The following is a 22,989-nucleotide window of genomic DNA, read 5'->3' on the forward strand; positions in this document are numbered from 1 at the left end:
GGACGCGGCCGATCAGGCCCGTTGCGGCAGCAACGGATAACCGACCATCACGGCGCGGCCCGCAAGTGCTGCGATCATCGCCTTCAGCACATCGCCCGGAACGAAGGACAGGTCGCCGATGAAAGCGGTCAGGAGCCCGGTGCCCGTGACATAGGCGAGATAGAAGATGCCGAGTGCATGATCCACAACCACGCCGCCGAGCAGCGCTGCGAGGAAAAAGCCGGTGATCTGTACGATGCCGCTCTGCGAACGATCGACGAAACGCTCGGAGCAATAACCGGTAATGACGGCCGCGAAGAACCAGCCGACGAGATAACCGGCGGTCGGCGAGGCGAAGGTGGCAAGGCCGCCGCGTCCACCCGATAGAACCGGCAGGCCGATCGCGACCAGCAGCAGGACCAGAAGCACCGCGAAACCGCCGCGCTTGGCACCGAGGATGACGCCCGCCAGCATGACGCCGAGCGACTGCGCGGTGATCGGCACGGGAATGAAGCCGAGCATGATCGGCGGCACGAGACCGAGCGCCACGATAATGGCGGCGAAAAGGGCGGCCAGAACGAGATCACGGGTGGTCATGCTATGCGAATCCCTGGTTGTCATATGAGGTCATTTCTGCGCCCGGATGCCACGTGCGTCAATGGCAGCGGCGATCTCGTCGGCGTTTTTGAGCGTCAGGATGATCAGCGGCACCGCCAGCGTCAGCGGCCGGACCTTCAATCCGCGGGCGCGGTGCGCGTCGCGAATTGCCTGGTAACGGCTGAGGATCTCCGGCACGAAACGGATGACAAGACCGATCGAAAGCCCGATATCCGCGGCCCTGACGAGCCCCAGGCGCTCCAGCGGCATGGCAAGGCGGGTGATCTCGTCGATGAAATCGCCGGTGCTGGTGGTCGCCGTCACCGCCGCGGCGAAGAGGGCAAGCGCCGTCAGCCGCGTGACGACGATCAGCGCATCGTGGCGGCCGTTGAGGACAAGCGTGAAGATCGCGACAATGACGATGGTCAGCAGGATCGGCCGAAGCCGCAGCCAGGACTGGCGCCATCCGAGCCGCAGCGACGAATAGACGATGCCGCCGAGAACGGCCGCGATGACAAGAACGGCGGGAGAATGGATCACGAATAGCAGGAGGCTGAGCGCGGCAAGGCCGAGAAGCTTTGCCCGCGGCGAAAGCCGGTGCAGAAACGTGTCGCCTTCCACGTAAAGCGTCTTCATTCAACAAGCTCGCGGTAGCGGGAGATGACCTCCGCCGGCGCGCCGTCATAGGCGAGGCAGCCTTCGTGGAAGCACAGAACCCGGTCGAAATCGGCGATCAGGCCGAGGTCATGGCTGATGACGACGACATTTTCGTCGAGCCCGTGGATCGTCCTCTCCACGAGATCACGGTTTCGGAGATCCAGCTGGTTGGTCGGTTCGTCCATGATCAGGATGTCCGGCCGGGTCACCAGAACCGAGGCAAGCGCCGCCAGCTGCAGTTCTCCGCCCGAAAGTTCGTGCACACGCCGGTCGGCCAGATGGGCGATGCCGAAACGGACAAGCACGGCCTCGATCGCCGCCTGCGTATCCGCCTTCGAGAGTTTTTGGCTTTTCAGCCCGAGCGCGATATCTTCTTTCAGGACCGGCAGGATGATCTGGTTCTGCGGGTTCTGGAAGATGAACCCCGCCTGGCCGCGAACCTTGTCGCCGTCTTTCACCGTATCGAAGCCGTTGACGGTCACCTGGCCTGCGGCAGGCAGCACCAGCCCGTTGATCATCCGCGCGAACGTCGTCTTGCCGGAACCATTGAGACCGATGACGCCGATCCGCCGTTCACTGAGCGACAGCGTCAGCGGATGGACGACGGTGCGCCCCTCGAAACGCGCTTCTGCCTGTTCGAAACGGATATCCAAGCCTGTCCCTCGGTGTTCAGCGGTCTATAGACCGGAAGATGGGGAAGGGGAATGCGGAACCGAACGTGAACATTGAATCCGGCGCGGCGGTATCCTAGTCTAGATGCCATGGCGATTCTCATTCCGAACGATCAGGCCCGCAGGATATTCCTCGAACGGCAGCGGCTCTGCGAACCGCCCGGCCGCGCGTTGACCAAAGCCGGCCTGCTGCAGCTCATCGACGATCTCGGTTTCGTCCAGGTGGACAGTATCGCCACCGTCGAGCGCGCCCACCACATGATCCTGTTTTCGCGCAACCAGACCTACCGGCGCGAGCACCTGACCGCGCTTCTGGAAAAGGACGGCGAGCTGTTCGAGCACTGGACGCATGACGCCTCGATCATTCCGGCGAGCTTCTTCCGCTACTGGAAACACCGTTTTCGCCGCCGCGAGCCGATCCTCGCCGAACGTTGGAGGAAATGGCATGGCGAAGGGTTCGACGCCGCCTTCGAGGAGACCTTCCAGCATATTGCCGAGAACGGCGCGATCATGTCGCGCGACATGAAGCAGGAGGATCACAAGTCCGGCGGCTGGTGGAACTGGCATCCGAACAAGACGGCGCTCGAATATTACTGGCATACCGGCAAGCTGGCGATCGCCGGCCGCGTCAACTTCCAGAAGATCTATGACCTGATGGAACGGGTGATCCCGCCGCAGCATCACGAGCCGGAGGTCAGCCACGAGGAATTCATCGACTGGGCCTGCCGCGGCGCCATGACCCGCCTCGGTTTTGCGACCTCCGGAGAACTTGCCGCCTTTTTCGATCTGGTCACGCCGGACGAGGCGAAAGACTGGGTGAAGTCCCATCGCGACGAGCTGACCGAGGTGCTGATCGAGACCGCCGACGGCAGCAAGCCCCGCCCGTCCTTCGCCTTCCTCGGCTTTCCCGAAAATCTCGGGGATATCCCCGAACCGCCCGCCCGCGTGCGCGTGCTCAGCCCGTTCGATCCGCTCCTGCGCAACCGCGACCGGGCCGAGCGGCTCTTCAACTTCTTCTACCGCATCGAGGTTTTCGTGCCGGAGCCGAAGCGCCAATACGGCTACTACGTCTTCCCGCTGCTCGAAGGCGACCGCATGATCGGCCGCATCGACATGAAGGCGGACCGCAAGTCCGGCACGCTGGATGTGAAGCGGTTATGGCTGGAAAAGGGTGTGCGGGCTTCCGCCGGGAGATTGGAGAAGCTGGACGCGGAACTGCTCCGCGTCGGGCGGTTTGCAGGGGTGGATAGGGTTACCTATCAGGATGGTTGGCGGGGCGAATAAGCGCGGCCGGCGAAAACCTTTGGCCGCACCGTTTGCCTCACGTCAGGTTCTACCCCCGCCACCGCAGAAACACAGTCGCCAGAGGCGGCAGCACCGCGGAGATCGAAAACTCCCTCCCATGCGCCGCCTGTCGCTCCGTCCAAGCCTCCGTCTGTCCGAGATTGGATCCGCCATAAAGCGCCGCGTCGGTATTCAGCACCACCTCCCAGGGTCCCTCCGCCGGGACTCCGATGCGATAACCGTGCCGCGGCATCGGCGTCAGGTTCGAGACGACAAGCACGTGCGATGATCGGTCCTGGCTGCTTCTCAGCATGCCGTAGACCGAATTCGCCGCGTCGTCGGCCACGGCCCACTCGAACCCCTCGTGATGCAGGTCGCCGAACTGCAGCGCCGGCTCCTGGGCATAGAGGGTGTTCAGGTCGCGGACGAGCCGCTGGACGCCCGCGTGGTCCGGGCTGTCGAGCAGGTCCCAGACGACCGAGGCGTCGTGGTTCCATTCGCTCTCCTGAGCCAGTTCGCCGCCCATGAACAGGAGCTTCTTGCCGGGATGGCCCCACATGAAGCCGTAATAGGCGCGAAGGTTTGCAAGTTTCTGCCAGCGGTCGCCCGGCATCTTGGCCATCAGCGAGCCCTTGCCGTGTACCACTTCGTCATGGGAGAGCGGCAGGATGAAGCGCTCGGAATAGGCATAGATCATCCCGAAGCTCATGGCGCCATGATGGTATTTCCGGTAGACCGGGTCGTCCTGCATGTAATGCAGCGTGTCGTGCATCCAGCCCATGTTCCATTTGAAATCGAAGCCGAGGCCGCCTTCTTCGATCTTCCTAGTGACGCCCGGCCAGGCGGTCGATTCCTCTGCCGCCGTGAACGCATGCGGGCAACGGTCATGGATGATGCTGTTCAGGTGCTTGAAGAATTCGACTGCTTCAAGATTCTCACGCCCCCCATACTGGTTGGGGATCCATTCGCCCTCGTTGCGGCTGTAGTCGCGGTAGAGCATCGAGGCGACCGCATCGACGCGCAAAGCGTCGACATGGTAATGCTCCAGCCATTCGAGTGCCGAGGCGATCAGGAACCCCTTCACCTCGTTGCGGCCGAGATTGTAGATCAGCGTGTTCCAGTCCCTGTGGAACCCTTCGCGCGGATCGGCATGCTCGTAGAGCGGCGTGCCGTCGAACTTGGCAAGACCCCAGACGTCGGTCGGGAAATGCGCCGGCACCCAGTCGAGGATGACGCCGATGCCGGCCTGATGGCAGCGATCGATGAAATAGGCGAAATCTTCCGGCGTGCCATGACGACCGGTCGGGGCGAACAGCCCGAGCGGCTGGTAACCCCAGGAGCCGCCGAACGGATGCTCCATGATCGGCAGCATCTCGATATGGGTGAAGCCGAGGTTCTGCACATAAGGGATCAGCCGCTGGCTGAGTTCGACCCAGTCGAGCATCCGGTTGCCTTCCTCGGCGATCCGCAGCCACGAGCCCAGATGCACCTCGTAGATCGACATCGCGCCTTCGCGATCCCGGTCTGCGCGCTGCCTGCGCATCCAGTCCTCGTCGCTCCATCGGAAGGGTTTGGACGACGCGACGATCGAAGCTGTCGACGGGGCCGCTTCGCTGGCGCGGGCAACCGGATCGGCCTTTTGGGGGAGCAGATTGCCGCTGCCGTCGAGGATCTCAAACTTGTAGCGCTCGCCATGGGTCAGGCGCGGGATGAACAGTTCCCAGATGCCCGCTTGCGGACGCAGCCGCATCGGATAACGTCGCCCATCCCAGGAGTTGAAGTCGCCGACGACCGAGACGCGCCGGGCATTCGGCGCCCAGACGGAAAAGCGCACGCCCTCGACCCCTTCGACCTCCATCGGGATGGCGCCGAGCGTGCGGCCGAGATCGTAGTGCGTGCCCTGGCCGATCAGATGCAGGTCGAGATCGCCGAGCAGCAGCGGGAAGGAGTAGGGGTCTTCCATCTCCTGCATGGCGTCCGGCCAGCGGATCCGGAAGAAATATGGCGCAGTGCTGCCGGTCACCCCGGCAAACAGCCCGCCCTCGTGGATGGTCTCGAGTTCGGCCAGCACCTTGCCGGTATCGGCCTCCACCACTTCGACCGACAGCGCACCCGGCAGCAGCGCCCGGACCACCGTGAGGTTGCCGTATTGATGGCGTCCGAGGATCGAGAACGGGTCCCCGTGCCGCCCTTCGACCAGGGCCTGCAGACCCTCCTGGACGGTGCCGATCATCAAATCGGTGCGCTCGTATCTCATGAAACGTTCTCCAGAAGTCGGGATGCGATCGCCGAGAAGCCGGCAAGCGGTAGTGGAAGCCAATGGGGGCGGCTGCGCACTTCGTAGGCGATCTCGTAGGCAGCCTTTTCGAGCAGGAAGAGATCGAGAATGCGCCCGCGGGCCTCCGGCGCGATGCGCAACTCCTGTGAGTTCCCCGTGGCTTCGAAATAGGCTTCGAGGAAGGCCGGCTCCGCCATCTTCATGAAACGCCCGACCAGTGCCTTGTGGCGCGCGTCCTCCACCTCGCTGACCATTTCACGGTCGAGATCGGCAGAGGCTGCGAGATAGCTGAGCGAGCGCAGAAGACCGGCGACGTCGCGCAAGGGATTGGTCTTGGCGCGGCGTTCGGAAAGGTCGCGGGTCGGTTCGCCCTCGAAATCGATGATATAGGCATCGCCTTCCGAGACCAGGATCTGGCCGAGATGGAAGTCGCCGTGATTGCGGGTCATCAGCGTGCCTTCCACCTCGCTTGCCAGATGAATGGCGAGGCCGAGGAGGTCGTCACGGCGGCCTAGTAGTGTTTTTGCCTCGCGGGCGATGTCCGATTCGATCCCTTCGACCGTCTTTTCGAGGATCGACAGGCTGTGAGATATCTGGGCCGTGACAGCCGCGCGCCATTTTTCGGCATCCGCCGCAGTTGCCCGGATCGGTTGGAAGTCCGGGTCTTCGGTCGCCTGGGCGAGGGCGACATGCAGCTCCCCGAGCCGTTTGCCAATCGCCGCCACGAAATTCACGAGCGGCTTGAAGTGCTCGTCCACCACCTCGCCCTCAAGGCCGGTCACCACGATTTCGTCGATGGCGCGGCGCAGGTTGCTGAGCATCCAGTTCCAGGCGTCGCCCTGGTTGCGGATCGCGCTCTGCACGATGATCAGCGTGTAGCGGTTGCCGTCCGGCGCCGTGCGGGCGACCTCACCGAGCAGTTGGGCGGTGTTCTGGTAGCCGACATTTGTCAGGTACCTCGTCATTTCCACTTCGGGATGCATGCCGGGGAAGACGTGGCGGATGAGCTTCACCATCGCCATGTCGCCCAATATTAGCGAACTGTTGGATTGCTCGGCGGACAGCCAGTGGACGGCCATCTCGTCGTTGATGGTCAGGCAGTCGAGCTTGTCGGTGCCGATGAATTCCAGCGTGCCGGCGCGACCGGAGATCACCGACCGCTCGCAGAGGCCGCGGATCACCCCGCGTGCCAGTCCTTCCATCGCGAACCCGTCGGTCAGGAAGCCGACGCGGCGGCCCTGCCGGATGCGGGCGAGCGCCAACTGCTGGGCGAGCGCCGTCGGCTGGGCGTCATCCCAGGAAACGGCGAGCGGCAGCAGGTAGGTGTCCTTGCGCCCGTTCACCTCGGCTTCGAGTTCACCGAGCAGGATGTTGTTGGCAAACGCGATCGGGGTTGCGGCAACCAGCGAAGCACCGCTCAGGACCTCGCCTTTCGCACCGAACCAGCGCCGCTTGTCGAGATAGGCGGGTAGGACTTCGTTCGACAGCGTCGCCGACAGCCGCGGCTGATCGACCAGTTCCTGAAGGTCGCGGCGTACCACCATGGTCACCATGTCCTGCATCTGCTCCGGCGGTTCCTTGCGCCAGACAGGGCCGTCGGCTTCCGCCACCAGATGGAACCAGAAGAAACCGTAGGGCTGCAGGGTGAGCAGATAGGTCAGCTGGCCGATCGGCGGGAAGGGCGACATGCCGGAAAGCTCGATCGGCACGCGCCCGGCGAACTGTGCCAGGTCGAGCTCGACCGCCTGCGGCAGGCGCGACAGATTGGCGACGCAGAGGATCGTGTCGCCGTTATATTCACGCAGATAGGCAAGGATCTTGCGGTTGCCCGGCGCCAGGAATCTGAGCGAGCCGCGCCCGAATGCGGAATGTTTGTTGCGCAAGGCCAGCATCCGCCGCGTCCAGTTGAGCAGCGAATGGGCGTCGGCCCCCTGCGCCTCGACATTGAGCGCTTCATATCCGTAGAGCGGATCCATTATCGGCGGCAGCACCAGCCGCGCCGGGTCGGCCTTGGAAAACCCGCCATTTCGGTCCGGCGACCACTGCATCGGGGTGCGCACCCCGTCGCGGTCGCCGAGATAGATGTTGTCGCCCATGCCGATCTCGTCGCCGTAATAGAGAACCGGCGTTCCGGGCATGGAGAGGAGCAGCGCGTTCATCAGTTCGATGCGGCGGCGGTCGCGCTCCATCAGCGGCGCAAGGCGGCGGCGGATGCCAAGGTTGATGCGGGCGCGGCGGTCGGCAGCATAGATGTTCCAGAGGTAGTCGCGTTCCTCGTCGGTCACCATTTCGAGCGTCAACTCGTCGTGGTTTCGCAGGAAGATCGCCCATTGGCAGTTTTCCGGGATTTCCGGCGTCTGCCGCATGATATCGGTGATCGGGAAGCGGTCTTCCTTGGCGATCGCCATGTACATGCGCGGCATCAGCGGGAAGTGGAACGCCATGTTGCATTCGTCGCCGTCGCCGAAATATTCGCTCGTATCCTCAGGCCATTGATTGGCCTCGGCGAGCAGCATCTTGCCCGGGTGAGTGGAATCGAGCGACGCGCGGATCTTCTTCAGGATCTCGTGCGTCTCGGGCAGGTTCTCGTTGTTCGTGCCCTCGCGCTCGACGAGATAGGGGATCGCATCGAGCCGGAACCCGTCGATGCCGGTATCCGCCCAGAAGCGCATCACGCCGAGCAGTTCCTCCAGCACCTGCGAGTTGTCGAAGTTGAGGTCCGGCTGGTGGGAATAGAAGCGGTGCCAGTAATAGGCGCCGGCGACCGGATCCCAGGTCCAGTTCGATTTTTCCGTGTCGAGGAAGATGATCCGGGTTTCGGGGAATTTCTGGTCCGTATCCGACCAGACGTAGAAGTCGCGCTCCGGAGAGCCGGCCGGCGCATGGCGCGCGCGCTGGAACCACGGATGCTGGTCGGACGTGTGGTTGATGACGAGCTCGATGATGACCCGGATGCCGCGCTGATGCGCCGCTTCGACGAAAGCCTTGAACTCGTCGACCGTGCCGTAATCGGGGCTGACGCTGCCATAGTCGGCAATATCGTAGCCATCATCCCGGCGCGGCGAGGGAAAGAAGGGCAGCAGCCAGATCGCATTGGCGCCGAGCGAGGCGATATGGTCGAGCTTTTCGTGAAGGCCCTGAAAGTCGCCGATCCCGTCGCCATTGGCATCGAAGAACGATTTGATGTGGAGCTGATAGATGATCGCGTCCTTATACCATAGCGGATCGTCCTCATTCATCTGTGCGTGGTTCTGCCCCTGGCTCCGGTTCGTGCCCGTCATATCCATTTGCTTCCCTCCCTATCGCACGCGCCAGATGCCGAAAGGCAGGCCCCAATGGGGATCGAGACGCAGCCTCTGCACCTTCCCGGCCCAGGTGAATTTGTGGCCGGTGATCAGGTCTTCGACGTCAAGTGCGCCATGGTCCGGGAGGTTCCATGACCAGAGCGGAATTTCGACATCCGCCTCATGGGCGTTGTACGGATCGAGGTTGATTGCGATCAGCAGCACGTTCTCGCGACCGGCACTCGCCTTCTCGAAGAACATGATGTTGTCGTTCCAGGCGGTGAGAAGCTGCAGGCCGAGATGCGAATGCAGCGCCGGGTTCTCCCGGCGCAGCCGGTTGAGAAGCGTGATCTCGCCCTTGATGTTGCCCGGACGGTCGTAATCCCAGGCGCGGATCTCGTATTTCTCCGAATCCGCATATTCCTTGCGCTTGGCGTCCGGCCGACCCTCGCAGAGTTCGAAGCCGTTATAGACGCCCCAGAGGCCGGACAGCGTTGCCGCAAGTGCCGCGCGGATCAGATAGGCAGGACGCGGCGCGTTCTGCAGGAAGTCCGGGTTGATGTCGTGGGTGTTGACGAAGAAATGCGGCCGGAAGAACTCCTTCGGCTCCTCGGTGGTGATCTCGCGCATATACTGCTCGAGCTCCCACTTGGCATTGCGCCAGGTGAAATAGGTATAGGACTGCGAGAAGCCCACCTTGGCGAGCCGGTACATGACTTTCGGCTTGGTGAAGGCCTCCGACAGGAAGACGACCTCCGGATGCCGCGCGCGGATGTCTGCGATCAGCCACTCCCAGAACGGGAAGGGTTTGGTGTGCGGATTGTCGACGCGGAACAGTTTTACGCCGTTGTCGACCCATTTCTGCACGACATCGCGGAGCTCGACCCAGAGCGAGGGGATCGCGTCATGGGCGTAGAAATCGACGTTGACGATGTCCTCGTATTTCTTCGGCGGGTTTTCTGCATAACGGATCGTCCCGTCCGGCCGCCAATCGAACCAGCCTGGATGTGATTTCAGCCACGGATGGTCGGGCGAGGCCTGGATCGCCAGGTCGAGCGCGATTTCGAGGCCCTCGTCCTTGGCGGCATCCACCAGTCGGCGGAAGTCCTCGAACGTGCCGAGTTCGGGATGGATCGCGTCATGACCGCCTTCCTCCGAGCCGATCGCATAGGGGCTGCCCGGATCCTCCGGTGCGGGGCTCAGCGAATTGTTCTTGCCCTTACGGTTGGTCTTCCCGATCGGGTGGATGGGCGGGAAATAGAGAACGTCGAAACCCATGTCGCGGATGGCGGGCAGCCGCTTGATGACGTCGTCGAAGGTGCCGTGCCGGTTCGGATCGCCACTCTGCGAGCGGGGAAAGATCTGGTACCAGCTGGCGAAACCGGCAGCGATACGTTCGGCGTCGACCGGGATCGCCTGCGAGCGGGCCTTGAACGGCCGGCGGTCGGCCTCCGCCATCAGATCCGCGGTCTCGGGCGCCAGCAGGATTTCCGTGCGCTGCGGGTCCTGCACCTCGGTCAGCTTGTCGAACAGGGTTTTGAGCCGGGTCTTGATCCTGCCCGACGAATTGTCCAGCGCATCGAGGACGAGGTTGATGCCCTCCTGGATTTCCAGCCTGAGATCGAGCCGCGCCTCGTGCTTCTTCACGAACTCATAGCGGAAGATCGCAAAGGGATTGCGCCAGGCCTCGATCAGGAATTCGTGGCGGCCCATCCGCTTCAGCGTGAATTCCGCGTTCCAGCGATCGTTCAGGACGAGCTGCATGCGCTCCTCGGTCCATTCCGTCTCGTCCGCCGCACGCCACAGCAGCGCCGCTGCCAACGGATCATGGCCGTCGCCGAAAATGTCCGCCTCGACCTTCACCGTCTCGCCGACCACCCGTTTGACCACGAAACGGCCGTCATCGACGGAAGGCGTGATCTTCTCGATTGCCAGCCGGGGTGAGGCGGTCGCCTTGTCGACCGAGGGTACCGGCGCGGCATCGACAATCGGCACCGACGACCGGCCTTCGAATATCCTGATCTCGCCAGGTTTCAGCTTGAGCTGTGCGGCAAAGGCTTCGCCATCCGCCTCCGGCGCTTCGAGCGGCAGGAACGGCGAAGCAGCCTCGCGGAGGGCGTTGAAGGGTGCAGCCACGGCACGGCGCAGATCGCGGTTCAAAACCACGACCCGCACCTTCTGCGCCGAACGGACGTCTTCCCGGTCGGTCTGCATCAGCGCCACGGCGGGCGTCTGGCTGGTGGAGATGAGGCGGAGCGGCTGGCGGGCGAACCCGGCAGCGGTCTTGTTGGTACCGGCATTGACGCTGCGTATATCGACCGAGAGGTCGAACGAGCCCTGTTCGCGCAGGCCCCGGAGGCCCATTCCATCGCCATGAAGCGGGTCAAGCGGCGTGGAAGCGCCGAATTCGAAACCCATCGGGATCATCAGCCCGCTGGCGAAGGTCGATGCGAGCTTCAGCGACCGGACCGCCTTCCTTTGCAGCACTTCGCAACTGTCGGTGCCATGGGCGATGCGTTTGCCGAACGGCGCTTCCGGAAACGTCACCTGATACCCGAGCTGCCGCTGGATCTGGTATTCGTCGAGGATCCAGCGCTCCTCCAGGTTCCACCAGGCAAGCGACGAGAAGCTGCCGTCGAAACCGGCGCCCTCGAGCGCCCGGCGATCCTCGAAGGAGGTGCCGGGCGTCCATGCCAGAAAGGTGGTTTCCGGCGTGGCCTTGCGGGTCGAGACGATCAGGTCGTACCAGGCTTCAGGCGCCAGGCGGCCGATACCGAGACAGCGGAAACCGGCAATCCCGAGGCCGGCAAGTTGCGCCATCCGATTGCGCCAATCCTCGATATGACGGGCTTCGCTCATGAAATCGACGCCGCGGCTGCAGCTGTCGCGCGGCGCGACACGCGGATCGGCAAGGATCGGCCCGGCATGTTCCGCATCCACCGCGACCCGGTCGACCACGAGGTCGAGCATCAGCTTGACCTTGCTTTCGCCCGCTGCCCGGATCAGCGCCTTGATGCCGTCCTCGACGGAGGAACCGAGCTGAAGTTCGGGGTCAAGTCGATCGAATTTCTTCGTCACGAAGACGCTGGCATTGCGGCCCCGTTCGAAAAGCGGCGCGGTCAGCACCGTATCGAAACCGAGATCTCTGGCATGCGCGAAAACCTCGCGCCAGGCATCGAGCCCCCTCAGCATCAGGGGATGAACGTAGTAGATCTGTGGTGGGAGTTGCGCGAGGGATGTCCCGGCGATGAATTGGGGGCGCGTGTTCATCGGATTTTCCTCGCCGCAGATTAGAGCCGTCGAATTTGCGGTCTAACTGTCGGGCGGCGGCGCTTGTTCCGATAAAAGTCCTGAGGCCAGCCGGTTTTCACGCTCTCCGGACATGCATCTTGACGGAAGTCATTGAAGCTGATGATCAATCCGCAGTTGTCCCCAAAGGCGCCTCATAGGCCTCATTTTTCCCGACGAGCTCGATCAGCAAGGCCGGAGATCGCTCCGGCCTTGCTGATGCGGTCAGGTTTCCGGAAGCTTACTGCTTTTCGATCTTGCCGATCTTGGCCCACCCTTCCCAGCGCTTGGTGTCCATCGTCGCATAGTCGAGGGTCGCTTGCGGGCTGTCGAGCGTCATCGGCTCGCCGCCATTGGTGCCGACGAACTTGCGGGCGTCATCGCTGGTGGTGACCTGCGTCATCACCTTGTGCATCTTGTCGAGAATGGCCTTCGGCGTGCCCTTCGGCGCGGCGAGAACCCACCAGATGCGGACGTCGACATTCGGCACGCCTTCTTCGGCGAAGGTCGGAATATCCGGGACGGAGGAGATGCGCTTTGCCGTGCTGACGGCCAGCACGCGCAGCGTTCCGTCACGCGAGCGGGCAAGGCCGAAGACCGGGTCGCCAACCATGTAGTCGATGGCGCCGCTTGCAAAGTCGTTGAGCGAGTCGGCGCTGGTCTTGTAACGAACCTGAAGCGTGTCCGGCACGTCGGTATTGGCCTTGTACATTTCGGCCAGGATGACAGACGGGAAGTTCGACGTGGCGTAGGAGCCCTTGGCGCCCTTTTCCTTCATCGCCTTGGTCAGGTCGGAAATCTTCTGGTAGGGCGACTTGGCGTTGACCAGCATCATGAATGCCTGGCTGAACACCGGCGCGACATAATCGAAATCCTTGAGCGGATCATAAGGCGGGGCGTTGAAGACGTAGGGCGCGGCGGTGAACTGGTCGGCCGAGCCGATCAGCATCGTGTAACCGTCCGGCTTGGCGTTCTTGAGCGCCACGACCGAAAGGCTTCCGAGGCCGCCCGGCTTGTTGTCGACGATGACGGTCTGCTTGAGCTGCTCTTCCAGCTTCTTGGCGAAGAAGCGGGCATAGACGTCCGCGCCGCTGCCGGCCGGGAAACCGGCGATCAGCGTGATCTGCCGGCTCGGGTAATTGTCGTCGGCGGCGGTGGCCATACCTCCCGGAACGTAAGCGGAAAACACCAGCGCCAGGGCGCCTGCTAAAAATTTCTTCACTGCACTCTCCTCCTAGAGTCAGTCCGGAACATCGCGGGCGAGGCCGGAGTGTGATGACGCGAACAGTCTCCTCCCGCTCGCGTCGTGATATAAGGAGGCCATACATTTTGAAGGCCGTCAAACGCTCTGCCGGCGTGAAAGCGCCTTCAAGCCGAAATCTAATGGCTCTAAGGGCCGCGCTTATGCTGCAACGTTGCAATGCTTGTTTTGTGGGCGATTTCCAGCACGAAACTGCAATATTCCGCCACTCGGAAAGCCGGACCAAGATAGGAGGCTCGTCATTCTTGGGGGCATGCGCCGACGTGCTGGTTACATGCGGGTAAACTGAAAGATCAGCGCCGCGACCAGGCGCGAAGAAGGGCGCCGTCGGCACCTCCCAGAGGATCGGTCTTTGGAAGCGGCAGGCTGGCGATCCGGGCAAGCTGCGCTTTGCTCGCCGGACCGGTCTGGATATCCGCCTCCTGCCCGGGAGGGTAGGCGCCGATCACCAGGAAATCCCGGCTGGCATCGATCCGCATGTGGCCGGTGCCGGCAGGCAGGATCAGGCAGTCTCCGGCATGGACGCCGAGTTCCGTGCCGTCAGGCCCGCCGATCAGCAGCCGTGCCCGGCCGCCGGCGATGCCCAGCACTTCATGGGCGCCGGTGTGATAATGCTGATAGTCGAAGACGCCGTTGCGCCAGATCCCCTCCCAGCCATTTTCGCTGAACCGGCTTTCGAACTTCGGCGCCATCTCGCCTTCCGCCGCGATGGCTTGGCGACAGACCAGCACCGGCAGGCCGGGATTGTTCGGCACCCAGTCGCTGGGCTCGAAGAAAATGGGTTCGAAGGTGGAGTCGGCGGTTGAGGTCATGGCATCGAGGCTCGGCGGCGTGATCTTAACGCTTCGGTTCACGGCCGAAATCCTTGCGAAGCTCATCCTTGGCCTTCTCCAGGGTGGTGCGTCGCGACTTCGAAAGCTGTTCGCCGGCGCGGTTGATGTAGAAATTCAGCATCGACATGGCCGACTGGAACGGGCTCGACTTGCGCCTGTCGCTTGTTTCGGCGGAGTGCTTGAGGGAATCGGCGATCTTTTTCGGGCTGCGCGATTTGAACACGCCATCCTTCAGGTCCATGGCGTCGCTGTGTTCGGCCACGTCCTTCGACCATTTCTTCTTGCTCTTTTTCGGCATGGGAACCTCCCGTGGAAGATTGCATATCCTCCCGAACCGGCCGCTGCCGGCAAGGTTCCCGCGTCTATCGCGCCGCGGTCGTCGTATTGCGCACCACGAGATGCGTTTCCAGCACGTAGCGCACGTCGCGGATGGCGCGCGACTGCAGCATGTCGAGGAGCAGCGAGACGGCAACCCGGCCGGCCTCCGTCGATCGGTTGGAGACGGAGGTCAGCGCGGGATAGGTGACGGCCCCAAGCACGTCGTCGCAGCCGATCAGGCTGAAATCGCCGGGCACAGAGACCCGCTTTTCGGAAAGCCCGGCCAGCACGCCCTGCGCCGTCAGGTCATCGAAGGCGACGGCAGCCGTTGCGCCGGTGGCGAGGATGGCGCTGACGGCGTTGCGGCCGGAATTGTAGCTTGCGAGCACCGCCGGCACGGTTTCGACCACGATATCGAGCCTTGATGCCGCGGCCTTGATGGCGGTGCGGCGCTGCTTGTTCGACCAGGAGTTCGAGGGGCCGCTGACATAGACGATCCGGCGGTGTCCGAGCTTCGCGAGATGTTCGACAGCTTCTCGGACGCCCGAGCCGCTGTCGATCAGCACCCGCGGGATGCCGTCGATATCGCGGTTGATCAGCACCAGCGGCAATTGGCCGGCATGGGCGCGGATGCGCTCGTCCGAAAGGCGCGAGGAAGCGAGCACGAGGCCTTCCACCTGGCCGGCGAACCGGCCGACCAGCTTGTCCTCCTGCTTCGGGTTCTCTTCCGTATTGCCGAGGAAGATGCAGAAATCGGACCTGTCCGCTTCGAGCTGGGCCGCCTGGATCAGCGGCGGAAAGAACGGGTTGGCGATATCGGGCACGATCAGACCGACATTGCCGTGCCGCCCGGTGCTGAGCGCCCGCGCCGTGTGGTTAGGCACGTAACCGAGCGCCTCGGCCGCCTTCATGATCCGCGTCACGGTTTCCGGGGAGAGCATGTCCGGCCGCGTGAAGGCGCGCGAGACGCTGGAACGCGCAACGCCTGCCGCATCCGCGACCTGGCTGATGGTGACGCCTTTGGTCCGCTTGATCATCGGCCCCGCTTGATCGTGGAAATTGAGAACTCGCCCGTTTGGCCCTGGCACTTAGCATGAAGTCTGAGGCGCTATCAATTCTGCCCCGCCCTTGCAGACTGACATTCATCCACTTGACATGCAACCGGTTGCATGGAAGTCTTCGGTCAATAAGAACAAGGGGAACTGCAACGGATGCGGCCATTCTATAGGGCTGCGCGCCGCCGGCTTCCCATGGCATGAACATGGAGACTGCGTTGACCATCGCCACCGCCCATCGTCCTTCGCCGGAAACGCGGCGGACTTTCGATCGCCTCTCGGTCGAAAGCTTTGCAACGCGGGCCGAGATGGGTGCCGCTGCCGCCGCCGACATTGCCGCCGCCTTGGTCGAGCGCCTCGCAGGCCAGGCCGGTGTCAGAATGATCTTCGCTGCCGCCCCCAGCCAGGCCGACATGCTGAAGGCGCTCTGCGCCGCGCCGGGCATCGACTGGGGCCGGGTCACCGCCTTCCACATGGATGAATATATCGGCCTGTCGCCTTCCTCGCCGGCGCGTTTCGTCAACTGGCTGGACGAACATGTGTTCGCCAAGCTGCCGTTCGCCGCCGTGCATCGCATCACCCCCGAGCCGGATGCGGGCGCCGAAGTGCGCCGTTATTCCGGCCTGCTGAACGAGGCGTCGATCGATTTGGTCTGCCTCGGCATCGGCGTCAACGGCCATATCGCCTTCAACGACCCGCCGGTCGCCGATTTCAACGACCCGCTGGACGTCAAGATCGTCGAACTGGACGATATCTGCCGCCAGCAGCAGGTCGATGACGACTGCTTTTCCGATCTTGCTTCGGTGCCGAACGAAGCGATCACGCTGACCGTGCCGCGCCTGCTCAGGGCCGACCGGATGTTCTGCGTCGTGCCGGGCGCCGTCAAGCGCGATGCCGTTTCGAAGACGCTCTACGGCCCGCTGACCACCGAATGCCCGGCAAGCGTCCTGCGTTTCCACGCTGCCTGCACTCTCTATATCGACAAGGACTCCGACCCCGATGCCTGATCATCCCGTCATCGATGCGGACGCGCTCTGCGAAGGTTATCTCGCCTCGACCCAAAGCTTGATGCGCCGGGTTCTGGAGGAGGAAAAGGCCTCGCTCGACCAGGCCGCGGCCAGGCTCGCCGGTCAGATCGCCGCCGACCGGCTGGTGCATATCTACGGCCCCGGCGGTCATTCCAATCTCGCCTCGCAGGAGGTCTTTTTCCGCGCCGGCGGGCTGATGCATATCAGCGCCATTCTCGACGAAGGCACGCTGCTCTCGAACGGTGCGCTCCGCTCCATGGCGATCGAGCGCACGCCCGGTTACGGCAAGGTGGTGATCGCGAACCAGCGGCTCGGAGACACCGACCTGCTGATCCTCGTCAACGCCTACGGCATCAATGCCGCGCTGATCGATGCGGCTCTGGAGGCCAAACGCCGCGGCGCCTTCCTGATCGGCGTCAGTTCGCGCGAACATGCCTCGAAAACCTCGCAGGACCATCCGGCCCGCCACCCCACCAGGCAGAACCTCCACGACATCGTCGACGTCGCCATCGACTGCAAGGTGCCGATCGGCGATGCGGTGGTGAAGGTCCCCGGCATGGGCGAAAACATCGCGGCAATCTCCACTTTCGCCAACGCATTCACGCTGAATTGCCTGGTTATCCGCACGGTGGCGAAGCTTGTCGAACGGGGGATAGAGCCGCCGGTCTGGCGCAGCGGCAATGCGCCGGGAGGCGACGAGGCGAACGGCCGCTTCATCGCCAATTTCCAAGGCCGGGTGAGGGCGCTCTGACCATGGTCGTCGACGGTATCGATCCCCGCACCGGCAAAGGTTTTGCGATCGAAATCGCCGACGGCAGGATTACCGCCATCCGCCCGGCGGAAAATACCAGTCCGCGCTACCTCGCCGCCGGCCTGATCGACCTGCAGGTCAACGGTTATTGCGGCTTCGATCTGAACAGTGGCGAAGTCACTCCCAACATCCTCCTCTCGCTCTGCGAGGAACTGCTGAGCGTCGGCGTCACAACCTGGCTGCCGACCCTTATCACGGCGCCCGAGGCTTCTCTCCTTCAGGCCCTCGCCGATATCGCAAAAATCCGCGCCGGCCATCGTCTGATCGCCGAAATGGTCCCGGGCATACATGTCGAAGGTCCCTCGATCTCCGACAACGATGGCCCGCGCGGCGCGCATCCGCTGGCGCATGTCCGGCCGCCGTCGATCGAAGAGTTCGACCGCTGGCAGCAGGCTTCCGGCAATCTGGTCTCGATGGTGACGCTTGCGCCGGAACATGAGGGCAGCGTCGATTATATCCGCGCTCTTACGGCCAGAGGTGTCCACGTGGCGCTCGGTCATACAGCCGCGACGCCGGAGCAGATCCACGAGGCGGTGGAGGCGGGTGCGGTTCTCTCCACCCATCTCGGCAACGGCGCAGCCGCCATGCTGCCGCGCCATCCGAATTTCATCTGGGCGCAGCTTGCCGACGACCGGCTGGCGGCGAGCTTCATCGCCGACGGCTGGCACCTGCCGGCCGACACGTTCAAGGCGATGCTGCGCGCCAAAGGCCTGGACCGGGCGGTCCTCGTGTCCGACATGGTGGCGCTCGCCGGCATGCCCCCAGGCATCTACGACCAGCCGGTCGGCGGCCGCGTCGAAGTGTCTGCCGAAGGTCGCATCAGCGTCGCCGGCACGCCCTATCTCGCCGGCGCCAGCCTGCCGCTGTCGGCCAATGTCGCGATCGCGTCGCAGATAGCGGGCCTTCCACTTGCCGATACGCTTCTCCTCGCGACCGCAAATCCGGGCCGTTTCGTCGGTGGACGGGGGCGCCTGGAAGTCGGCGCGCGGGCCGATCTGATCCGTTTCGAATGGTCGGAAGGCGAGCGGGAATTGTCCATCCGCGAAACCTGGGTCCATGGCGAAAAGGCATCCTGCACATGATCAGGGCCGGCGTTGCCATCGTCGATATCACCCCGCCGCCCGGCCTTGCAATGTCCGGCTTCGCGGCCCGCACGCTGCCGGCCAGGGGCGCCCATGACGCCCTGACGGCGCGTGCCGTGGTGGTCGGCGATACTGCCGTCGTCGTTGCGGATGTCATCGGCATCGATGCTGCGACGAGTGCCCGGATCCGCGAGCGCTGCGTCCTGCCGGCAGAAAACGTCGTGGTCGCAGCGCTCCACAATCACGGCGGTCCGGTTTCCATGGCCGGACGGCTCAGCATCGCTGCCGATCCGGCCTATCTGGAGCGGCTGGAAGACGCCTGCGTCGCCGCCATCGACAAGGCCGCCGCCGCACGCCGGCCGGCAACGGTCACTGTGGGGCAGGGAAGTGATCCTGGGATTGCGCGCAATCGGCGCCATCCGGGCGGACCCGTGGACACTTTCCTGCCGCTCCTTCGCATCCGCGCAGCGGATGGCAGCATGATCGCCGTCGTCACCGCCTATGCCTGCCATCCGGTCGTGCTGGCAGCCGACAATCTCCTCTGGACGGCCGATTATCCTCATTTCGTGCGGCAGGCGCTGGAGGAAGCCTATCAGGGCGCTGTTGCGCTGTTCATGACCGGCTGCGTCGGCGACGCCAATACCGGCCACTCCGCGCATGCCTCGATCTCGCTTGCGGAAAACCCAGACCGCAGCTTTGCTGCCGCCGAACGGATCGGCCGCAAGATTGCCGAGGCGGCGCTTGGCGCCGCGGAACACCCGGTTTCGGACGCCGTCAGCGCCCGCAACGCGATCGTCAGCCTCACCGTCGAGTGCCGCGAGACCGAACCGCCGGAAACCCTCGAAAAACGCTGGCGGGACGAGGCCCTGAACGTCGAACCCGCCCGCAAAAGCCTGCTCGGCTATTGGGCGGATTGGGCACGCGATATCGCGCCGCTTAAACCCGAGCCGCTTGCAGCCCGGGTGACCGTCCTCGATTGGGGCGGTGTACCGATCGTGTCGCTGCCGGGCGAGATCTTTGCGGAGACGGCGCTGACAATCCGGGCTGCACTCGGCCTGGACAAGCCAGCCTTCGTCATCGGCTTTGCCGACGACAATCCCGGTTACATCCCGCCGGCCGGCGAATTCCGGTTCGGCGGCTACGAGGTGGACGAGGCGCATCGCTATTACGGCCTGGCGGCGACCTTCGCGCCGGGCTCGGCGGAAACGCTTGCGGCCTGCGCCATCCGGCTCGCCAACGAGACCTCCAGCGGAAGCGGGGCCGCATGAGCCAAGGGACCGCCGGAAACGATCCGATGCTTGACACGCAACCGGTTGCATGAGAGCTTTTTGTTAACAACAACAAGGGAACAGGGACATGAAAAACAGATCAGCAAAGACGAGGATTTCGACCCGCGCGCTGCTTATGAGCGCGGCATTCGGCGCAGCCCTTCTCTCGGGCGCGTCCGCCGTTTCGGCCGAAACGCTGACGGTCTGGAGCGGTTATCCGGAAATGGCGCCGTTCTATGAACATGTCGCGCAGGGCATGAAGGCCGCCTATCCGAAACTCGAGGTGAAGGTCGAGGCGATCGCCCTTCGCGAGCATGAAAAGCGCGTCGCGCTTGGCCTCACCGGAGGCCAGGACGGCACGACGGTCATCGAGCTCTCCGGTTCGACCGCCACCCGCTACCTTGAAAACGATCTTCTTCCGGAAGCCCCGGCGGATATCTCGACCTTCGTGAAGGATCCGAAGAACTTCGACAAGTTCTTTAGCGATACGGCAGGCAAGGGCGGCAAGATTTACGGCGTGCCGCTCTTCCGCGGCCAGGGCGCCCTCTACTACAACACCGACATGTTCAAGGCCGCCGGCCTGACCGCCCCGCCGAAGACCATGGAGGACTATTCCGCCTATGCCGAAAAGCTGACCAAGCGCGACGCATCCGGCAAGGCCACCGTCTCCGGCTGGAGCATGCGCCTCTCGGGCGGCGGCCAGGGCATTGCCGAGAAATTCTGGATCAACATGCATCAATATGGCGGCGCGATCCTGGTCCCCGCCGGCGACGGCAAGTGGAAGCCCAATTTCGCCAATGAAGCGGGCCGCAAGGCGCTGAAGCAATATCTCACCAACATCTTCACCACCAAGACGGTCTCCCCAGAGATGCCGGCTGACGCCGATGCCTTCGAGCGCGGCCAGACCGCGATGTTCATCCGCGAATCCTGGGTGATCGGCGATATCGCCAAGAAGGCGCCGGATCTGAAATACGCCACCGCGCCGCTGCCGAAGGGTTCGATCGCGCTGCCCACCAACCTCTACGTCGCCGGCAAGGGTGCCGATGCCAAGGCCGGCTGGGAATTTGCAAAGGCGGCCAACTCGCCGGAAAACCTCGTCTGGCTGCTCCAGAACGTCGGCTGGCTGCCGAATCGTTCGGGCGTCGACTATTCGGCCGTCACCTCCAAGCAGCCGGCGTTCGCCGCCTTCGTCGATTATCCGAAGGGTTATGAGTTCTTCACGCTGCCGTCGATCGGCCCGATCGAGGAGATCCTGACCCGCGTTGCCGCCCAGCTCGTCGTCGCCTTCGGTGACGCCTCGCTTGCCGGCGACGATGCCAAGATCGATGCCTTCCTCAAGAAGACCAGCGACGAAGTGAACACCATCCTCACCCGCGAAGGCTTGGGCGCGAAATAATCGCCGGCACCACTCGCCAATCGCATGGGCCCGGGGCATCATTGCTCCGGGCACTTAAACGGGGATCCAGGGTCCGACCCGCGCCGCGGCCGAACCCTGCTGTCTACAGGCCAAAACTCTATGCTGAAGCGCAAAAGATGGATTTTTGCGATCCTTGCGATTTTGCCGACCCTGGCAATCTTTGCCTATGTCCGGCTTTATCCGATCGCCGACACGCTGAGGCTCAGCCTTTTCAAATGGGACATCCTGTCGAAGAACAAGCCCTTCGTCGGCCTCGCCAATTTCCGCGAGCTGATGGGCGACCACCTGTTCATCGATGCGCTGGTCAACACCACGATCATCGCCTTCGGCGTCTTGATCCTGACCATCCCGATGGCGCTGATCATCGCCGCGCTGATCTTCCATCGCACCCGCTCGCGGATGGCAGGTTTTTACGAGACCGCGATCTTCATTCCGCATGTCGTGTCGCTGGTTCCCGCCGCCATGGCCTGGAAATGGATTTTTGACGCTCGCCTCGGGCCGCTCAACGCGCTTTTGACCTTCTTCGGCATCCCAGCGCAATCCTGGCTGTTCGATCCGGTCCTGTCGGTCATCTGCATCATCGTGCTCTGCTCCTGGCAGGCGCTGGGATATGCGGTGCTGATCTATATCGTCGGTTTCAAGAACCTGCCGGTCTCGCTTTACGAAGCCGCCAAGCTCGATGGCGCCTCCGGCCCGCAGAGCTTCTGGTACCTGTCGATCCCGATGCTGAAACCGATCACGCTCTATGTGTCGGTCGTGACGCTGGTTTCCGGCTTCAACGTCTACGCCCAGGCCTTCGTGCTCGCTTCCGATGCGCAAGGGGCGCCCGGACGGCAGGTGCGGGTTCTGGTTCTCGACATGCTGGAAAACAGCTTCCGCAATTACCGCGTCGGCTACGCGGCATCCGAAGCCGTCGTGCTTCTGGTCATCGTGCTGGGGCTGACGCTCATCCAGTTCTCGACTCTGCGGGAAAGGGGCAAGGCATGACCACCAATCCCGTGGACTATATCGAGCCCACCACCGAAGAACTGTCCGAGGGCGTGCGTCTGCGCCGCAAGAAGCGGGTGATGAACTTCGCGATCGACGTCTTCCTGATCGTCGTCTCGATCCTGATGCTCTTGCCGCTGGTCTTCCTCGTCGCCAACGCCTTCAAGACGCCGGCCGAAATGCTCAGTTGGCCGCCGACCATCATCCCGCGCGATCCGACGATCGCCAATTTTTCCGCCGTGCTCGGCGAAACGCCGCTCCTGCGCTGGATCGCCAACAGCATCGCCTTTGCGGTGATGTCGACGATCGCCATCGTCGCCACCTCGGCGATCGCTGGCTACATCTTCGGCAAGTTCCGCTTCCGGACGCTGAACATCCTCTTCGCGCTGTTCCTCGCAACCGCCATCGTGCCGTTCGAGGTCTACATGATCCCGCTCTATTTCCAGGCCAAGAGCCTCGGCATCCTCAACTCCGTCTGGGGCCTGCTGCTCGGTTATCTGGTGATGAGTTTCGGCATTTTCCTGATCCGCCAGAACGTCATCCACTCGATCCCCGACGAACTGCTGGAAGCGGCCCGTATCGACGGCGCCGGCGAGTTCTGGATCTTCCTGCATATCGTGCTGCCGCTCTTACGCGGTGCGCTCGGCGCACTCGCCGTGCTCGCCTTCTTCCAGGCCTGGACGGCCTTCGCTTGGCCGATGATCGTCACGACGACCCGCACCAGCTATACGATCGAGGTCGGGTTGGCGCTTTTCCAGACCGGCTTCACGGTCGATCTCGGCCGCCTCAGCGCCGCCTCCGCCACGGTCCTCATTCCGTCCATCCTGCTCTTCGTCATCCTGCGCCGCAACTTCGTGCAGGGCGTCGCCAGCACCGGCCTCAAGGAGTGAC

General features: G+C 63.4%; 18 protein-coding genes. 8 read left to right on the plus strand and 10 right to left on the minus strand.

What is annotated here, in order from left to right; genetic code table 11:
• Window positions 1–12: 12 nt before the first annotated feature.
• Genes ACSQ3G_RS02255 through ACSQ3G_RS02265 form a run of 3 tightly spaced genes read right to left on the minus strand, consistent with a single transcriptional unit; the run spans window position 13 to window position 1,886 of the window.
• Complete coding sequence (locus ACSQ3G_RS02255) at window positions 13–576, minus strand: biotin transporter BioY (RefSeq protein ID WP_105426131.1); 564 nt, start codon at window positions 574–576, stop codon at window positions 13–15.
• Window positions 577–606: 30 nt separating this feature from the next.
• Entirely contained in the window at window positions 607–1,212 is a 606-nt protein-coding gene (locus ACSQ3G_RS02260; protein WP_436108889.1) for a CbiQ family ECF transporter T component, read from the minus strand.
• Entirely contained in the window at window positions 1,209–1,886 is a 678-nt protein-coding gene (locus tag ACSQ3G_RS02265; RefSeq protein WP_436108890.1) for an energy-coupling factor ABC transporter ATP-binding protein, read from the minus strand. Before ACSQ3G_RS02265 ends, ACSQ3G_RS02260 begins: the two co-directional genes overlap by 4 nt.
• Before the next feature lie 108 nt (window positions 1,887–1,994).
• Here ACSQ3G_RS02265 and ACSQ3G_RS02270 point away from each other — a divergent pair, with 108 nt between their 5' ends.
• Window positions 1,995–3,188 (plus strand): winged helix-turn-helix domain-containing protein, encoded by a 1,194-nt coding sequence (locus ACSQ3G_RS02270; RefSeq protein WP_436108891.1) that lies wholly within the window; start codon window positions 1,995–1,997, stop codon window positions 3,186–3,188.
• 49 nt (window positions 3,189–3,237) lie between these two features.
• Here ACSQ3G_RS02270 and glgB read toward each other — a convergent pair whose 3' ends face one another.
• From glgB to ACSQ3G_RS02305, 7 genes are all read right to left on the minus strand, one after another.
• Complete coding sequence (gene glgB, locus ACSQ3G_RS02275) at window positions 3,238–5,445, minus strand: 1,4-alpha-glucan branching protein GlgB (RefSeq protein ID WP_436108892.1); 2,208 nt, start codon at window positions 5,443–5,445, stop codon at window positions 3,238–3,240.
• On the minus strand, window positions 5,442–8,753 hold the full coding sequence (gene treS / locus ACSQ3G_RS02280; protein ID WP_436108893.1) for a maltose alpha-D-glucosyltransferase: 3,312 nt from the start codon (window positions 8,751–8,753) through the stop codon (window positions 5,442–5,444). The genes glgB and treS overlap by 4 nt, the downstream gene beginning before the upstream one ends.
• A 12-nt stretch (window positions 8,754–8,765) precedes the next feature.
• On the minus strand, window positions 8,766–12,020 hold the full coding sequence (locus ACSQ3G_RS02285; protein WP_436108894.1) for a maltotransferase domain-containing protein: 3,255 nt from the start codon (window positions 12,018–12,020) through the stop codon (window positions 8,766–8,768).
• 259 nt (window positions 12,021–12,279) lie between these two features.
• Window positions 12,280–13,260, minus strand: coding sequence for a Bug family tripartite tricarboxylate transporter substrate binding protein (locus tag ACSQ3G_RS02290; RefSeq protein WP_436108895.1), 981 nt, complete (start codon window positions 13,258–13,260; stop codon window positions 12,280–12,282).
• Window positions 13,261–13,592: 332 nt separating this feature from the next.
• Window positions 13,593–14,111: a cupin gene (locus tag ACSQ3G_RS02295; protein WP_436111654.1), complete on the minus strand. Its 519-nt coding sequence runs from the start codon at window positions 14,109–14,111 to the stop codon at window positions 13,593–13,595.
• 25 nt (window positions 14,112–14,136) lie between these two features.
• Window positions 14,137–14,430 (minus strand): DUF3175 domain-containing protein, encoded by a 294-nt coding sequence (locus ACSQ3G_RS02300; RefSeq protein WP_436108896.1) that lies wholly within the window; start codon window positions 14,428–14,430, stop codon window positions 14,137–14,139.
• Window positions 14,431–14,494: 64 nt separating this feature from the next.
• Complete coding sequence (locus ACSQ3G_RS02305; protein ID WP_436108897.1) at window positions 14,495–15,487, minus strand: LacI family DNA-binding transcriptional regulator; 993 nt, start codon at window positions 15,485–15,487, stop codon at window positions 14,495–14,497.
• A gap of 236 nt (window positions 15,488–15,723) precedes the next feature.
• Between ACSQ3G_RS02305 and ACSQ3G_RS02310 the strand changes: the two genes are divergently transcribed.
• From ACSQ3G_RS02310 to ACSQ3G_RS02340, 7 genes are all read left to right on the plus strand, one after another.
• The gene (locus ACSQ3G_RS02310) at window positions 15,724–16,512 is read left to right on the plus strand and encodes a 6-phosphogluconolactonase (RefSeq protein WP_436108898.1); all 789 of its coding nucleotides are present in this window, start codon (window positions 15,724–15,726) and stop codon (window positions 16,510–16,512) included.
• Complete coding sequence (locus ACSQ3G_RS02315; protein ID WP_436108899.1) at window positions 16,505–17,284, plus strand: sugar isomerase domain-containing protein; 780 nt, start codon at window positions 16,505–16,507, stop codon at window positions 17,282–17,284. The genes ACSQ3G_RS02310 and ACSQ3G_RS02315 overlap by 8 nt, the downstream gene beginning before the upstream one ends.
• 2 nt (window positions 17,285–17,286) lie before the next feature.
• Complete coding sequence (locus ACSQ3G_RS02320; protein ID WP_436108900.1) at window positions 17,287–18,426, plus strand: N-acetylglucosamine-6-phosphate deacetylase; 1,140 nt, start codon at window positions 17,287–17,289, stop codon at window positions 18,424–18,426.
• A complete protein-coding gene (locus ACSQ3G_RS02325) occupies window positions 18,423–19,694 on the plus strand; it encodes a neutral/alkaline non-lysosomal ceramidase N-terminal domain-containing protein (protein ID WP_436108901.1) in 1,272 nt (423 codons plus the stop codon). The genes ACSQ3G_RS02320 and ACSQ3G_RS02325 overlap by 4 nt, the downstream gene beginning before the upstream one ends.
• Before the next feature lie 88 nt (window positions 19,695–19,782).
• Complete coding sequence (locus ACSQ3G_RS02330) at window positions 19,783–21,090, plus strand: ABC transporter substrate-binding protein (protein WP_436108902.1); 1,308 nt, start codon at window positions 19,783–19,785, stop codon at window positions 21,088–21,090.
• Window positions 21,091–21,210: 120 nt separating this feature from the next.
• Window positions 21,211–22,098: a carbohydrate ABC transporter permease gene (locus ACSQ3G_RS02335; RefSeq protein WP_105401991.1), complete on the plus strand. Its 888-nt coding sequence runs from the start codon at window positions 21,211–21,213 to the stop codon at window positions 22,096–22,098.
• Window positions 22,095–22,988, plus strand: coding sequence for a carbohydrate ABC transporter permease (locus ACSQ3G_RS02340; protein WP_436108903.1), 894 nt, complete (start codon window positions 22,095–22,097; stop codon window positions 22,986–22,988). Before ACSQ3G_RS02335 ends, ACSQ3G_RS02340 begins: the two co-directional genes overlap by 4 nt.
• Window position 22,989: the final 1 nt, after the last annotated feature.

Source organism: Neorhizobium tomejilense (genome assembly GCF_964254135.1).
Taxonomy (GTDB): Bacteria; Pseudomonadota; Alphaproteobacteria; order Rhizobiales; family Rhizobiaceae; genus Neorhizobium; species Neorhizobium tomejilense.

Excerpts from the sequence above, each read along its gene's own strand:
- ACSQ3G_RS02300 (WP_436108896.1), bottom strand. The coding sequence starts at position 14,430 with ATGCCGAAAAAGAGCAAGAAGAAATGGTCGAAGGACGTGGCCGAACAC.
- ACSQ3G_RS02340 (WP_436108903.1), top strand. The coding sequence starts at position 22,095 with ATGACCACCAATCCCGTGGACTATATCGAGCCCACCACCGAAGAACTG.
- ACSQ3G_RS02260 (WP_436108889.1), bottom strand. The coding sequence starts at position 1,212 with ATGAAGACGCTTTACGTGGAAGGCGACACGTTTCTGCACCGGCTTTCG.
- ACSQ3G_RS02320 (WP_436108900.1), top strand. The coding sequence starts at position 17,287 with ATGGTCGTCGACGGTATCGATCCCCGCACCGGCAAAGGTTTTGCGATC.
- ACSQ3G_RS02295 (WP_436111654.1), bottom strand. The coding sequence starts at position 14,111 with ATGACCTCAACCGCCGACTCCACCTTCGAACCCATTTTCTTCGAGCCC.
- ACSQ3G_RS02325 (WP_436108901.1), top strand. The coding sequence starts at position 18,423 with ATGATCAGGGCCGGCGTTGCCATCGTCGATATCACCCCGCCGCCCGGC.
- ACSQ3G_RS02305 (WP_436108897.1), bottom strand. The coding sequence starts at position 15,487 with ATGATCAAGCGGACCAAAGGCGTCACCATCAGCCAGGTCGCGGATGCG.
- ACSQ3G_RS02315 (WP_436108899.1), top strand. The coding sequence starts at position 16,505 with ATGCCTGATCATCCCGTCATCGATGCGGACGCGCTCTGCGAAGGTTAT.
- ACSQ3G_RS02255 (WP_105426131.1), bottom strand. The coding sequence starts at position 576 with ATGACCACCCGTGATCTCGTTCTGGCCGCCCTTTTCGCCGCCATTATC.
- treS (WP_436108893.1), bottom strand. The coding sequence starts at position 8,753 with ATGGATATGACGGGCACGAACCGGAGCCAGGGGCAGAACCACGCACAG.
- ACSQ3G_RS02285 (WP_436108894.1), bottom strand. The coding sequence starts at position 12,020 with ATGAACACGCGCCCCCAATTCATCGCCGGGACATCCCTCGCGCAACTC.
- ACSQ3G_RS02335 (WP_105401991.1), top strand. The coding sequence starts at position 21,211 with ATGCTGAAGCGCAAAAGATGGATTTTTGCGATCCTTGCGATTTTGCCG.
- ACSQ3G_RS02330 (WP_436108902.1), top strand. The coding sequence starts at position 19,783 with ATGAAAAACAGATCAGCAAAGACGAGGATTTCGACCCGCGCGCTGCTT.
- ACSQ3G_RS02270 (WP_436108891.1), top strand. The coding sequence starts at position 1,995 with ATGGCGATTCTCATTCCGAACGATCAGGCCCGCAGGATATTCCTCGAA.
- glgB (WP_436108892.1), bottom strand. The coding sequence starts at position 5,445 with ATGAGATACGAGCGCACCGATTTGATGATCGGCACCGTCCAGGAGGGT.